This is a genomic window from Frateuria sp. sgz306004, from assembly GCF_057750885.1.
The window spans coordinates 191,439-206,144 of the sequence record NZ_JBYLFE010000002.1 but is presented as its reverse complement, the minus strand read 5'-3'; the positions used below and the strand labels follow the sequence as shown (position 1 = coordinate 206,144).

Annotated in this window: 12 protein-coding genes; 1 reads left to right on the top strand and 11 read right to left on the bottom strand. The window is 64.1% G+C overall.

What is annotated here, in order from left to right:
* Positions 1-2: 2 nt before the first annotated feature.
* From AC3G2C_RS04200 to AC3G2C_RS04160, 9 genes are all read right to left on the bottom strand, one after another.
* Positions 3-3,104, bottom strand: coding sequence for an efflux RND transporter permease subunit (locus AC3G2C_RS04200; RefSeq protein ID WP_488383365.1), 3,102 nt, complete (start codon positions 3,102-3,104; stop codon positions 3-5).
* Positions 3,097-4,212 carry an efflux RND transporter periplasmic adaptor subunit gene (locus AC3G2C_RS04195; protein ID WP_488383364.1) on the bottom strand — a complete coding sequence of 372 codons (1,116 nt, stop codon included), beginning with the start codon at positions 4,210-4,212 and terminating at the stop codon, positions 3,097-3,099. The genes AC3G2C_RS04200 and AC3G2C_RS04195 overlap by 8 nt, the downstream gene beginning before the upstream one ends.
* A 284-nt stretch (positions 4,213-4,496) precedes the next feature.
* The gene (locus AC3G2C_RS04190; RefSeq protein WP_488383363.1) at positions 4,497-6,146 is read right to left on the bottom strand and encodes a Na/Pi cotransporter family protein; all 1,650 of its coding nucleotides are present in this window, start codon (positions 6,144-6,146) and stop codon (positions 4,497-4,499) included.
* Between the two features lie 159 nt (positions 6,147-6,305).
* A complete protein-coding gene (mgtA, locus tag AC3G2C_RS04185; protein ID WP_488383362.1) occupies positions 6,306-8,972 on the bottom strand; it encodes a magnesium-translocating P-type ATPase in 2,667 nt (888 codons plus the stop codon).
* A gap of 168 nt (positions 8,973-9,140) precedes the next feature.
* On the bottom strand, positions 9,141-9,398 hold the full coding sequence (locus AC3G2C_RS04180; protein WP_488383361.1) for a hypothetical protein: 258 nt from the start codon (positions 9,396-9,398) through the stop codon (positions 9,141-9,143).
* Positions 9,399-9,741: 343 nt separating this feature from the next.
* Positions 9,742-10,650 (bottom strand): heme o synthase, encoded by a 909-nt coding sequence (gene cyoE, locus AC3G2C_RS04175; protein WP_488383360.1) that lies wholly within the window; start codon positions 10,648-10,650, stop codon positions 9,742-9,744.
* Positions 10,651-10,653: 3 nt separating this feature from the next.
* A complete protein-coding gene (locus tag AC3G2C_RS04170; protein WP_488383359.1) occupies positions 10,654-11,820 on the bottom strand; it encodes a COX15/CtaA family protein in 1,167 nt (388 codons plus the stop codon).
* Positions 11,820-12,389 carry a hypothetical protein gene (locus tag AC3G2C_RS04165; protein ID WP_488383358.1) on the bottom strand — a complete coding sequence of 190 codons (570 nt, stop codon included), beginning with the start codon at positions 12,387-12,389 and terminating at the stop codon, positions 11,820-11,822. Before AC3G2C_RS04165 ends, AC3G2C_RS04170 begins: the two co-directional genes overlap by 1 nt.
* Positions 12,386-13,126, bottom strand: coding sequence for an SURF1 family protein (locus tag AC3G2C_RS04160; RefSeq protein ID WP_488383357.1), 741 nt, complete (start codon positions 13,124-13,126; stop codon positions 12,386-12,388). Before AC3G2C_RS04160 ends, AC3G2C_RS04165 begins: the two co-directional genes overlap by 4 nt.
* 59 nt (positions 13,127-13,185) lie before the next feature.
* Here AC3G2C_RS04160 and AC3G2C_RS04155 point away from each other — a divergent pair, with 59 nt between their 5' ends.
* Positions 13,186-13,401 carry a twin transmembrane helix small protein gene (locus AC3G2C_RS04155; protein WP_488383356.1) on the top strand — a complete coding sequence of 72 codons (216 nt, stop codon included), beginning with the start codon at positions 13,186-13,188 and terminating at the stop codon, positions 13,399-13,401.
* A 155-nt stretch (positions 13,402-13,556) separates the two neighbouring features.
* Here AC3G2C_RS04155 and AC3G2C_RS04150 read toward each other — a convergent pair whose 3' ends face one another.
* Both AC3G2C_RS04150 and AC3G2C_RS04145 read right to left on the bottom strand, forming a co-directional pair.
* Positions 13,557-14,444: a cytochrome c oxidase subunit 3 gene (locus AC3G2C_RS04150; protein ID WP_488383355.1), complete on the bottom strand. Its 888-nt coding sequence runs from the start codon at positions 14,442-14,444 to the stop codon at positions 13,557-13,559.
* A gap of 110 nt (positions 14,445-14,554) precedes the next feature.
* Positions 14,555-14,686 (bottom strand): hypothetical protein, encoded by a 132-nt coding sequence (locus tag AC3G2C_RS04145; protein WP_488383354.1) that lies wholly within the window; start codon positions 14,684-14,686, stop codon positions 14,555-14,557.
* Positions 14,687-14,706 lie beyond the last annotated feature (20 nt).

The window sequence follows — 14,706 nt, the reverse complement described above, 5'->3', positions numbered from 1 at the left end:
GATCAGAGCTCCCGCGACGGATGCGGACGGTGCTGGCGACGGCGGCGCTCGATAAAGCGCTCGACGGCGAAGTACAGGCCGGGCAGCACGAACAAGGTGAGCAAGGTCGCGATCGGCAAGCCACCGACAACCACCGTGGCAAGACCGCGTTGCACGTCGGTGCCAATACCGGTGGCGAGCGCCGCGGGCAACATGCCCACGCTGGCGACAGTGGCCGTCATCAACACCGGACGGAAGCGCTCGGCGGCGCCCTCCAGCACGGCGTCCTTGAGGCCATGGCCTTCCTTGCGCACGCGATTGATGTTGGAAACCATGATGATGCCGTTCTGCACCGCCACGCCGAACAAGGCGATAAAGCCCACCGCCGTGGCGATATTGAGCGTTTCCCCGCGCAGATGCAGCGAAATCAGACCGCCCACCGTTGCCAACGGCACGACGCCAAGCACCAGCGCGGCCTGGTGCAGCTTGCCGAACTCGGCGAACAGAAGCACCGCCATGATCGCCAACACCAGTCCCATCACCACGATCAAGCGCGCCTGCGCTCGCTGCTGGTTCTCGAACGTGCCGGCCCATTGCAGGTAATAGTTCTGCTTGTCGAAGCTCACCTTTGCATCGATCTGTTTCTGTGCATCGGCCAGGTACTCCGACAACGCGCGATCGCGATTGTCGATGCGAATGGTGATCTGGCGTTTGCTCTGCTCGTGGGCAATGGTGCTCTCGCCGGTGCGCAGGCGGATATCGGCCACCTGCTTGAGCGGTACCTGTGCGCCGCCCGCCGAGGTGAGCGGCAACTGGCCCACCGCCTCCACACTGTTGGCCACCTGATTGGAGACGCGTGCCGTCACGTTGTAGATGCGGTCGCCCACGTACACCTGGGTAATCGGTGCGCCGCCGACAGCCGTCTGGATCAGATTGCTGACGTCGCCGATGTTGATGCCGTAACGGGCGGCGGCATCGCGATCCGCCGTGATGGCCAGCTGCGGAATCGGCGGCTCCTGGAAGATGGACGCCTCGGCCGTGCCGCGCACGCCGCGCAACACGTCCACGATCTCTCCGCCGATGCGTCGCAACTCGTTGAAGTCGTCGCCATAAATGCGCAGCACCAGCGGGCTGTGCGCACCGCCGATCATGTCGTTCTCGCCATCGACGATGGGCTGACTGATACCCACCGACATGCCCGGCAATTGCTGCATGCGCGCGTTGAATCGACGCAGGAATTCCGCCTTGCTCTCGTGGTCGGGCCAACTATCGTAGGGCTTGAGGCCTACGCCCGCCTCCACGTGCGAAGGCGTCCACGGATCGGTGCCGGTGTCATTTCGACCCATCTGCGTCACGATGTACGACACCTCGGGAAACTCGCGCACGGCGTGGCGAAGTTCAGCCGTCATCTCGCCGGCCTTGTCCAAGGACAAGCCCGTAGGCATCTGCACCTGCAGCCATAGCGAGCCTTCATCCAGTTCCGGCAGGAATTCGCGGCCGATGGTGCTACCCAATAGCAGCACGCCGGCGAACGCCGCGCCTGCCAGCGCGTAAGCCACCGGCAGGCGCGCCAGCAGGCGGCCAAGGGTCGCGGTGTAGGCGGCCTGCAAGCGCTCCAGCGGCTTGTTGTGGAAGATCCTGCGCGGCTTGCGCAGCGCAAAGTACGCTAGGCCTGGCGTGAGTGTGACGGTGCACAGCAGCGCCGCCAGCAACGCATAGCCCACGGTGAAGGCCATCGGGCGGAACAGCTTGCCCTCCGCGTGCTCGAAGGCAAACAGCGGCAGGTAAGCGGTGACGATGATCAAGGTGGCGAAGAAGATCGAGCGACCGACGTGCTTGGTCACCGTCATCACGTCACCTTCAGTAAGCACTGCGTCGGGCTTCTCTTCGCGCCGACGTAGGATGGCCTCGGTCACCACGATGGTGCCGTCCACGATGACGCCGAAGTCGATCGCGCCCAGCGAGAACAGGTTAGCCGGCATCTTGGTGAAGTACATCAGGATGAACACCGTGACCAGCGACATGGGAATGGCTACCGCCGCCACCATCGCCGAACGCGGGCTACCCAGGAACAGGATGAGCACGATGCACACCAGCCCCACGCCTTCCATCACCGTGTGAAACACCTTCTCCTTGGTGGCATCGACCAGGTCGTCGCGGTCGATGTAGGGCACGACGCGCACGTCCTGTGCGCCCAGTTGCCGGTTGAGCTGATCCACCGTGGCGTGAATGCTCTCCAGCACCTTCGACGGGTTCTCGTACTTGAGCAGGTCGACAATGCCTTCGATGGTGTCGGGGTTGTTGTCCTTGCCCAGGATGCCCTGGCGTACTTGGTGGCCGTATTGCAGCTTGCCCAGGTCACGCACCAGCACGGGCACGCCGCCGCTCTGCGTCACTACGATGTCGCCCAGGTCCTTGAGCGTATGCACCATGCCGATGCCGCGCACGATGTAGGATTGCTCGCCGCGCGTGATGCGACCACCGCCCGCATTGGCGGTGTTGGCGGAGATGGCGCTGCTCACCTGGCTCACGCTGACGCCGTACTTGAGCAGTTTGGAAGGATCCAGCTCCAGCTGAAACTCCTTGGTGAAGCCGCCGAACGTATCCACGTTCGCTACGCCCGCCACGCGCTGCAAGGCCGGCACGACCACCCAGGTCTGCAGCTCGGACAGCTCCATGAGGTTCTTGGTGCTGGACTCCAGCGTGTAGCGATAGATCTCGCCGGCCGGACCCGACACGGGGTCCAGGCCAGGCGTCACGCCCGGCGGCAGGGTCACCTGGCTGATGCGCTCCATCACGCGCTGGCGCGACCAGTAATCTTCCGCGCCATCCTTGAACACCAGGGTGATCAGCGACAGGCCGAAAGTGCTGCTCGAACGCATGCTCACCAGGCCCGGCGTGCCGGCCAGGCCGCGCTCCAGCGGCGTGGTGATCTGTTGCTCGATTTCCTCGGCGGCCAGGCCCGGCACCTGGGTGGTGACCTGGGCGGTGACATCGGACAACTCGGGGTAGGCCTCGATGGACAGCTGCGTCCACGAGTAATAGCCAAAGCACAGCACCAGCATCGACACCACGATGAACAGCACGCGCTTCTGGAAACAGAAGTGGAAGATCGCGTTAATCATTGAGCAGAACTCCGCTCTTCACCACCACGCGATCACCCGCCTTCAGACCCTTGAGCACGCGTGCGTCGGCGGACTCGTCGTAGCTCAGTTCCACTTTGCGACGCTCGAATACCCACGGCGACACCTCGACGAACACGGTGGTGTTGTCGTTGTTCATCAACAACGCGGATTGCGGCACGAACACCTGTGCAGGCTGCGGTACATCGATGCTCGCCTTGGCGAACATATTGGGCTTGAGGCGACCATCCGCGTTGGCGAAGCTGGCGCGCACCATGTCGCGCCGCGTGTCTGGCTGCAGCACTTGGCTGACAAAACTCACCTGACCCTTGAACACCTGGTCGGGGTAGGCCGACAACGTGGCTTCCACGACCTGGCCCTTGGCGATGCCGCCCACCTCGCCCTCGGGCACGTTGGCGGTAATCCATACCGTGCTCAAGTCCGCAATGGTCATCAGCACGGCGGATGGATCGTTTGCGAAGGCACCAGGTGCCGTGTTGAGCGCGGTAACGTAACCCGTGGTGGGCGCCACCAGTTGAATGCCACGAACTCCTGCCGGTGCTCCGCTGGCATTGAGCGCTTGCATGCGCGTCTGCGCGCGCTCCATCTCTGCCTTGGCCTGGTTGTAGGTGCTCTGGGCCGATTCCAGGTCTTTCACCGCACTTCCGCCGGCCTGCTGTACGCCACGCGCGCGATCCAGTTGCTTCTGCGCCAACGCCAATGCGTCGGCAGCCTTCACCACGTCCGCCCGGGCCTGAGCCATATCGCCCGATTCAATGATCGCCAGCACTTGATTGCGTGCCACATGGTCACCCAGCCCTACCTCGAGTTCGACCACGCGGCCGGCGAGCGGTGTCTGCACGTTGAAGGTGCGCGCCGGGTCGGCCTCCACCGTTGCCGGAAACACCATGGCGTGCGGTTGGGTGCGCACGTTCACTGGCGCCACCAGCAGCGCTTTGCGCAACGGCGAGTGCTCGGGCACGCGGAGCTGGCCGTGGTCCTCGATGAACGCGGGCGTGGCCTCTTGCGCCTTGTCGCCATGCGAGGAGCACGCGGCCAAAGGCGAAGCAACGGCGATGGCAAAACACAGGCGGGTCAAGCGATACGACATGGGTGTTCCCCTGAAAATGGCATGCATGCAACCGCCGCAGCCAACAGGCCACAGGGCACGTGATGCGAAAGGGGAAGCTGCGACGGCCGATGCAGCCGTCAACGCTTGACCCGTCCGCGGACTGACCGGCTTCGATCGCCGCGTGCGGGTTTCACTCCGGACGGAGTGCGCGCAAAAGCGGGAACGAGTCGATCAGCAAGTATTTACGTGGCTAGTCGATGGGTCCGGGTCCAATGTGCCGTCACTCCTTTACAAGACAAATACGATAACGCCCGAGGCTTACGTCAGGTCGTCGCCGGCTCGCGTACCAAGCGATCCTGGAGCAGGCCCGCCCGCTCCAGTGGCAGATAGGCCAGTGCCGCCAGGTGTGAATGGATGCGCTTCAAATCACGCAGGATGCGCAGATAGACGTCCGCGCCACCGCCGCCATCGCGACGCTCGCGCAGGGCTTTGATGTGCCGCTCTGACGCCTCGTTCTCCAGTCGCCAGATGGCTTCTTTGCGGGCCACCAGTTGCTGGGCGGCGCGTACGTCGCCACGCAGGAAAACGGTGAGGCCCAAGCGCAGGCTCTCCATCACCTGAGTGTGCATGGCGGCCAGATCCTGGATGTCGTCGGCACTGAAGTCCTGGCCGCTCTGCGCCTTCTTGGCGGCAAACTCCATGAGGTTGTTCGCGGTGATGTCACCGATGTGCTCGATATTGATCACAAAGGCCAATATCTCCTGGCTGCGCTCGCCGTCCTCTTCGTTCAGCGCCTCGCCACCCAGATCGGTGAGGTAGGCGCGAATAGCCATGCCCAAACGATCCAGAAAAGGATCCATGCGACTGATCTGCGCCGCGCGGCCGCGGTCGTCCTTGCCGAATACTTCGACCAGACCCTTGAGCATGTTCTCGACCATGTCCGCCATGCGCATGGATTCGCGCACGGCGTTGGCGAGCGCCACGTTGGCCGAATCCAGCGCACCTTCGTCCAGGTACAGCGGCACGCCCGGATCGTTCGGCTTGGGCGGCTCCGGCAACAGCCGCATCAGCAGGCGCGACAAGCTCTGCACGGGCAGCAGAAAGATCAGCGCCAAGCCCAGGTTGAACGCCGTGTGGAAATTCACCGCGATGCGTGCGGGCGAACTGCCCAGCGGCACCAGCCAGTGGGCCAGCAGCGGCAGCAGCGGCAGGCACACGACGCAGCCAAACGCACGCACCAATAGATTGCCCATGGGCAGGCGACGCGCCACGGGCGTGTGCGCCTCCATCAGCGCGGGAATGGTCCCGCCCAGGTTGGCCCCCAGTACCAGTGCCAGCGCGCCCGGCGCGTCGATCACGCCTGCATTGGCCAACGACACGATAAGCAGCACCACTGCCACGCTGGAGTGGCAGGCCCAGGTGAGCAGGGCCGCCACCAGCATCGCCAGCACCGGCTCGCTGGCCAGGCTCTGCAGGATCGCCCGCAGCACCTGCGCATTCTCCACCGGCGCCATGGCGCCCACCAGCAGATGCAGCGCCAGCAACATCAGGCCAAGGCCGATGGCGACACGCCCCAGGTTCTCGTGGCTCACGTCATCGGTGCGGCGATGGATGATGAACCCGAGCAGGATCAGCACCGGCGCCACGATGGCGATGTCGAAGGACATCACCTGCACGATCAACGTGGTACCTACGTTGGCGCCCAGCATCACGGCCAGCCCCGGCGCCAGGCCAAGGAAACCGCTGGCGGCGAACGAGGTGGCCATCAGGCCTGTGGCGGTACTGCTCTGCAAAATGGCGGTGACGCACACGCCAAAGCCGAACGCGGCCGGACGGCGGTCCAGATAGCGGCCCATCCAGCGGCGCAACGCGCTGCCATAGCCACGCAGCACGCCGCTGGTGACCATGTGCGTTCCCCACAGCAGCAGGGCCACGTAGCCGGCAATATCGAGGAGAGCGAAGGTTCCCTTCATGGCTCCATCTCCTTGAACGAGGCGAACGACGATGCCGTCCGCGTTTTCTTCAGGAAAGGTACGACTTCGCGCCGACGCTGGCGTCGGCGCAGTCGAAACCACGGTCAGGCAGGCGTCGAAGTGATGGCGGTCACCACGCGCCTGCCATGGGTGCCAGCGTCAGAGCCAGCGACCGTAGCGGCGGATGTAAAGCGTCTTGACGATCTGCGTCAGCACGGCGTACGTGAATACCGTCAGGGCGACCCAACCGAAGTACACCGACGGCAGCGCGACGAAACCGAACTTTGCGCCGATGCCGGTGAACGGCAGCACCAGGCCGATCAGGATGGTTGCCGTGGTCAGCGCCAGCACCGGGGCCGAGGCAATGCTTTGCAGGAACGGGATCTTGCGCGTGCGGATCATGTGCACGATCAAGGTCTGCGTGAGCAAGCTCTCCACGAACCAGCCGGTCTGGAAGAACGCCTGGTGATCGGGCGAGTTCGCGCCGAACACGTGCCACAACAGCCAATACGTGGTCATGTCGAAGATCGAACTGACCGGGCCGATCCACACCATGAAACGGCCGATGTCGCTGGCGTCCCACTTGCGCGGCTTGCGCAGGTACTCATCGTCCATACGGTCGAACGGAATGGACAGCTGCGAGGTGTGATACAGCAGGTCAAGCACCAGCAGTTGCAGCGGCAGCATCGGCAGGAACGGCAGGAACGCACTGGCCACCAGCACCGAGAACATGTTGCCGAAGTTCGAGCTGGCGGTCATCTTGATGTACTTGATGATGTTGCCGAAGGTGATGCGACCTTCGATCACACCTTCTTCCAGCACCATCAAATTCTTTTCCAGCAGGATGATGTCCGCCGACTCCTTGGCGATGTCCGTGGCGGTATCCACCGAGATGCCCACGTCTGCCTCGCGCAGCGCCGGCGCATCGTTGATGCCATCGCCCAGGAAGCCCACGGTGTGGCCCTGGCGCTGCAGCGACTTCACCACGCGCGCCTTTTGCAACGGCGACATCTTGGCGAACACGGTGGTGCGCTTGACCAGCGCATCCAGCTCGTCGTCGTCCAGCGGCTCGATGTGCTTGCCTTGAGCAGAGTTGGCCACATCCAAACCGACTTCACGGCAGATCTTGCGCGTCACCGCTTCGTTGTCGCCGGTGATCACCTTCACCTCGACGCCATGGTGATGGAGCGCGGCGATGGCGGTGCCGGCCGTATCCTTCGGCGGGTCGAGGAACGCAAGACAACCGATGGCAGTGAGGCCGCTTTCGTCGGCCACGCCGTAGGCGCGCCCAAGCGGCGGCTGATGCCTCACGGCTACCACCAGCACGCGCAGGCCGTCCTCATTGAGGTGGCGCGTCATCGCCTTGATGCTGGCGCGCTGCTCGTCGTCCATCGGGCGAATCTCATCGCCCGCCTTGGCATGCGAGCAGATCGCCAGCATTTCTTCCACGGCGCCCTTGCACACCAGCAACTCATTGCCGTTGCCATTGCTTACGACCACAGACATGCGGCGACGCTGGAAGTCGAAGGGAATCTCATCGACGATGTGGAAGTGCTGCGCCACCTCTTCCAGGTCGCGGTGCGCCAGCACGGCCTTGTCCATCAGGTTCTTCAGGCCGGTCTGGAAACGGCTGTTGAGATAGCCGAACTCCAGCGCCTCGTCCGACTCCTCGCCGTACAGATCCAGATGACGCTCCAACACGATCTTGTCGAGCGTGAGCGTGCCGGTCTTGTCCGTGCACAGCACGTCCATGGCGCCAAAGTTCTGGATCGCGTTGAGGCGCTTCACCACCACCTTGCGCTTGGACATCGCAATGGCGCCCTTGGCCAGGTTCGCCGTGACGATCAGCGGCAGCATCTCGGGCGTGAGGCCCACCGCCACCGACAGCGCAAACATGAACGCCTGCAGCCAATCGCCCTTGTCCAGGCCATTGATGACGAAGACGATCGGCACCATCACCGCCATAAAGCGGATCAGCAGCCAGCTCACGCTCTTCACGCCGCGGTCGAAGCTGGTCTGCACACGCTGCCCCACTACCGAGCGCGCGAGCGAGCCGAGATAGGTGCGCCCGCCCGTCGCCACCACCACGGCCGTGGCCGTGCCGCTGACCACGTTGGTGCCCATGAAGCAGACGGTGCCCAGATCCAGCGGGCTATCGCTGGCCTGGCCGTCCAGCTCGTCGTGCGCCTGCAACTGCGAAGGCGGGGCCTTCTCCACCGGCAGCGATTCGCCGGTGAGGATGGCCTGGCTGATGAACAGATCCTTGGCCGACACTAAGCGCAGATCCGCCGGCACCATGTCGCCCGCCGCCAGATGCACGATGTCGCCCGCCACCAGTTCGCCCACCGGTACTTCGATGCGCTCGCTGTGGCCATCGGAAGCGCGACGCGTCACCGTGGCGGTGTTACGCACCATCGCCTTGAGCTTTTCCGCCGCCTTGGACGAACGGTATTCCTGGGTAAAGCTCAGGAACACACTGATGAACACCATCACCGAAATGATGGTGGGGCCGGTGAGGTTGGTGTGATCGGTCGCCAGCTGCACGCCCGCCAACACCAGCAGCACCACGATGAACGGGTTCATGAAGGCGTGCAGGAGCTGCTTGGTCCAGTGCGGCGGACGCTCGTGCGACACCTCGTTGACGCCATCGCGATCGAGTCGCTCGGCGATCTGCTCTTCGTTCAGGCCGGCGGCGCTGGTATCGAGCGCGGCGAACAGCGCCTCGTTATGGCGGAAGGCTTCCTGTGCGACGGCCACGCGCAACGGCGCGGCCGCGTTCTTGCCGGCCGCCTTGCCGGTGACGGTCTGGGTGGAGTGCTTCTGCATGACTCGCTTCCGTTAAATCGGTGACATCTGGGCCGGACCAGCGAGCCGGCGGGGCCTTACCCCGCGCGTGACGCCATGACCTGCATTACAAACTTCGTCGCGATCGACCCCATGGGACTGGCGGGGGCCAGCCCTTTCGGGGCCATTCGTGGCGCGACGTAGCCTTCATCAGTGACTGGATACCAGCTGTAGATGACGATGCGCTTGCGGAGCGGCATGTTCATGCCAATGCGCTACCGGACGGCCGCGCCCGGCATCGGCATTCCAATGCATGTCCAGCGAGACGGCCGGGGTGGCCGCCGCCGGCGTCGCCTCGTGCAACGGGGCCGGGACGGTGATCGTCCAGGAACGACGGGAATCCGCACCACGGCCCGAGAACGGACGCGCAGCGGTACGCAGACGGAAAAAATCGCGAAGGAGCTTCATGGGCCCATCTCCTCGTAAACGGCGTTGGCGCCGTCAGAGGTGGGCCGGTCTTCCCTAGTCGAGGAAAGCGCCAGCCGACCGCAGGCGGTCGCCGCAGCAAGTCAGCTTGTAATGCAATGCCGGCACCCGATGCTCGCGGATGTCGACGTTGCGACTAGGGTAAACGTCCATATGCCTTGGGTTGATAGGACAGAGGCCACGTGGGGCGCGTCGCGCCCGGTGGCGCGCAAATTGTCTTGCTGCGGTGCGCAAGTGTCAACCCTATGACAGGGCTTTGATGGATCGAAAGTTAATGCGATGCCTCCCGCCCTTCACGTCGAAAGAAGGAGACTCGCCGTGCGACTTAGCCCGCGCGCTCGAACACCAGCCCCTGGTGGTGCACCAGCGGCTCCATCAGCCAATGATCGGCCAACAGGAAAGCGAACAACGCCATCAGGTACACGATGGAATAGTTGAACACCTTCATCGCGAAGAACTCATCCGGCGGATTGAGCAGGCGGACCGCGTAATACAGAAAACCCGCGCCCAACACCACCGCACCGCCCAGGTACACCCAGCCGCTGTAGCCCGTGAGCGCCGGCAGCAAGGTCACCAGCACCAGGAGAATCGTATAGAACAACACATGCCAACGGGTGAACACCACGCCATGCGTCACCGGCAGCATGGGCACCTGGGCACGCGAATAGTCATCGCGACGGAAGATCGCCAACGCCCAGAAGTGCGGCGGCGTCCACACGAAGATGATCAGGCAAAGTTGCAGGGCAAAGGCGTGCAGCTCGCCGGTGACGGCGGTCCAGCCCAGTACCGGCGGAATGGCGCCGGCCAAGCCGCCGATCACGATGTTCTGCGGTGTCGCGCGCTTGAGGTAGGCGGTGTAGACCACCGCATAGCCAATCAGTCCGCCAAAGGTGAGCAGCGCGGTGAGCGGGTTCACCAGCCACACCAGGATCACCATCGAGATAACACCCAGGGCCATCGCAAAGGTGAATACCTGCACGGGCTTGAGGTGCCCCGTGGCCAGCGGGCGATGCGCGGTGCGCGCCATCACCTTGTCGATGCGCTGGTCGATCAGGTGGTTGAACGCCGCGGCCGAGGCGGATGCCATCCAGATGCCCAGGGTGCCGAACACCAGCGCGCGCCACGGCGGTATGCCCGGCACGGCCAGGAACATGCCGATCACGGCGCAGAACACCAGCAACGCAACCACGCGCGGCTTGGTCAGCTCCAGGTATTCGCGAAAGAGACGACTCATCGGTCAGCGGCGCCCGTAGGAGTGAAACATCGATTCGTCATGGCGCTTCTGCGTACGTGCCAAGGTGGCCAGCAAGGTGAACAACAACAACGCCGCCACGCCATTGTGCAACGTCGCCACCGGCAGCGGCAGACCAAAATGCACATTGCTGATGCCCAGCAACACCTGGGCCACCAGCACCACGGCGATGGCAAAACCCTGTGCGCGCAAGCCGCGACGCGACACGCGCTGCGACAACCACGCGAGATAGCAGAACACCACCAGCGCGCCAATGCGGTGCGCGATCTGGATGGCGCTGCGCGCCGCCATGTCCAGCACGCCGCCTTCGTAGTTCACGCCCACCCCGCGCCACAGCACGAAGCCTTCGTGAAAATCGGTGGGCGGCGCCCACTGCCCCAGGCACTTGGGGAAATCCGTGCCGCAGGCCAGGGCGGCGTAATTGGATGAGGTCCAGCCACCCAGGGCGATCTGCGCCAACAGCAACACGATGCCCACTACTACCGCGCGACGCAGCGAGGCCAGTTGTTCGTCACGCGCGCTGACGCCCGCATAGCGCAGCGCCGCGTACGCCAGCAGGGCGAAGGTAGCGATGCCACCCATCAAGTGCCCCATCACCACGATGGGCTTGAGCAGCAGGGTGACCGTCCACATGCCCAGCATGGCCTGGAACACCACCACCGACAGCGCCAGCACGCTGATGCGCCACGCACCGGGTCGGTCCATGCCGATCGCCGCCAGCAGCGGCAGGCCGATGGCGAACGCGGACACCAGCAGCGACCAATGATGCTCGCCGCGCATGTACATGCCCACGCCCACCGCCGCGAATGCGGCACCCAGGATCACGGCATAACGCGCCCACGGACGCCGCCAACTGGCGATCAGCGCCAGCGCGAACACCAGCGTACCCAGCGTGCCGGCAAGAAAGCGGTGCACCTGCTCACGCCAGGCCTTGTGCGTTTCAAAGGGGCGATCCGGGAAAGCCTGGTTGGCCTGGGCGATCTCGTGCTGATGCTCCGGCCAGGTGACCTGCCCATAGCAGGTCGGCCAATCCGGGCAGGACAAACCCGCGTTGGACAAGCGCACGAAGGCACCGAACATGACCACGCCGAAGGCGAACACCGCCGCGAGCAAAGCCAGGCCACGCAGCACTTTGAGGGAACGGGAAGTCATCAACGAATCACCTTTTGCAGATCCTTGCGCAGGCCGGTGGGATCGAACCCAGCCGGGTAGAACGACAGCGCGGTGCCGTCCGACTCCACCAACAAAGCCGACACCGTGTCGGCCTGCGCGGGGCGGAACGCAGCCAGGTGCCCGGCCGAGTCAGCGCCCACTTGCCAATAATCGGTCATGCCACTGCCCGCCGCATGGGCCGGTGGTTCACCCACGTACAACAGGCGCAAGCGCGGCGCATTGCGATTGAGCGTGATCCGCGCGGCAGCCATCTTGGTCAATACGTCCAGACACTGCGTGGCGCACTCGGGCCCCGCCAGAGCCACCAGAGTGAGCTGCGGCTCGCTGGCGCGCCAGGCCCAAAGCTCGCCGTTCGCCATGGTCACCGGCAACTGCTCCTGGGCGAAGTTGCGTTGCGGCAACACCGGCTGGCCATTGGCCTTGCCGCTTGGCTGCCACCCACTCAGGGTGAGCAGGCCCGCCGCCACGATGGGCGCGGCGAACACCAGCATGATCAGCAGCAACTTCAGGCGGCTCGCGCGCAGCGCGGAGGGATCGGGCTTGTTCATAGGCGGTCCGATGGAGGTTCGGGGCGACGACGGTGGAGCACCAGCAACATCACCACAGCCACCACGGCGAAGGTGAACCACTGGAACGCATAAGCGCGGTGCCTCGCGGGCGGCATCGCGGAGAAATCGAGCGTGTGTTGACGCACGTAGATAGCGCTCGGGTCAGCGTCCAGGGCGAGCACATGCGGGTAGAGCGAGCGCCCCAGATCCGCCGAGACCTGTGCCATGTCCAGGTACACCGTGGTCTTGGGCCAACGCGGCTGGCGCAGCAGTGCGTTGCCGCCCATCTCAAAACCCACGCCCGGCGGCGGGAGATACAGGCCATGCAGGTGCTGCGTACCCGTGGGCAACGGCGGCACCTGTGGCGACTTATCGGTTCCGTTGCCTGGCAGAAACCCCAGATCTACCAACAGCAGGCGATCGTCGCCACGCAGACGCAAAGGCGCATAGACTTCCACGCCACCCTGGCGATCATGCTTGGGGTTGTCGAGCAGGTAAAGGCGATCGCCCAGGTATTCACCCTGCACGTCCACGCGCGCAAATGCATCCGCCGGGGGGTTCAAAGCCACTGCGGCAAAGTCACGCGGAGGGGCCCTTTCCGCTGCGGCATACCGTCGCAGAATCTGCTCCTTCTCGTCCGCGCGGTGCAGCTGCCACACGCCCAAGCGTATGAACAGCAAGGCGCCTGCCACGGTGAGCAGCAGGGCAAACCAGGATGGACGGCGCAGCCACTTCACGCAGAGGCACCGCGCACGGCCGCTATACTCGGGCTGTCAATAACGTTCGGACCAATCACGTGGAAACCATCTACAAATATGCGCTGGTGATTCTGCTGCTGGTGGTGTTGTTCAATCTTGGTCAGGCCCTGTATTTCATGATGACCGACAAGGAAAGCAGCAAGCGCACCGTGTGGGCGCTGACGCGCCGCATCGGCTTGTCGGTATTGCTCATCCTGATGGTCGTGTTCGGTATCTGGATGGGCTGGCTGCATCCCCACGGTGTGGGTCAGTAATTGTAGCCTCCCCTAGCCGGCCACGCGCCGCTGCGACATCCGGTTCCTTCCAAGGCCCGCCACCCGGCGGGCCTTGGCTTTTGCGGCACCAGGTACCTCGCACCCACAAAAAAGCCCGCCATTCGGCGGGCTTTTTGCTGCGGCGCGCCAGCGCCTCAGAGGATGTAGACGAACATGAACAGGCCCAGCCACACCACGTCCACGAAGTGCCAGTACCAGGCCACCGCCTCGAAACCGAAGTGGTGCTCCTTGGTGAAATGACCCTTCGCCACACGCAGCCAGATGATGGCCAGCATGATGGTGCCCAGCGTCACGTGCATGCCGTGGAAGCCGGTGAGCATGAAGAAGGTGGAGCCGTACACGCCGCTCTGCAGCGTCAGGTTGAGCTCCTTGTAAGCCTCGATGTACTCGTGCGCCTGGAAGTACAGGAAGGTGGCGCCCAACAGCACCGTCAGCCCCAGGAACACCAGGATCTTGCCACGGTGCCCAGCCTTGAGCGCATGGTGCGCAATAGTGATCGTCACGCTGGAGGTGAGCAGGATCAGCGTATTGAGCAGCGGCAGACCCCACGGCGCCACCGTCTGGAACTGGCCGCCGATGCGATCGGGACCGCCGCCACCGCTGGCACCCCATGCGGCCGCATAGTCGCTCCACAGGAACTGGTGGGTGAGCACGCCGTGGCCTTCGCCGCCCAGCCACGGCACCGCGAACATGCGCGCATAAAACAGCGCGCCGAAGAAGGCACCAAAGAACATCACCTCGGAGAAGATGAACCACATCATGCCCATGCGGAACGAGCGATCCACCTGGCTGTTGTAGCTGCCTGCGAGCGACTCGCGGATCACCGAGCGGAACCAGCCGAAGAACATCAGCAGGACGCCGACGAACCCGATGGTGAGCATCGTCTTGCCAAAGCTCGTTTCGCCCGGCGGCGCGTTGAGCCAGTGCGCGGCACCGAATACGGTGACGAACATGACGACCGCGGCCACGATCGGCCATGAACTCTTGGTCGGAACGAAATAAGCGCCTTGCTGCTGACCCATGGTGCGATCCCCGTGGATATCTCTTGTTTGCCGCCGCCCCGACTGTTGCCCGGGGACTTCGAGCCGCGGCCCCAACGGCGCCGCGGTGACATACTGCGCGCGTTATCGCGTCAGGAGTACTTCAACCCTTGCCACAGCGAGAGCAGGAAGATCGCCACGACGATAGTGACGAACACCGTGACGGTGCGTCGCACTCCCCGCTTGCGTACTTGCTCGATCGTTGTGTTCGATGGCTGTGTCATCCGACTCGACTCCGCCCGCC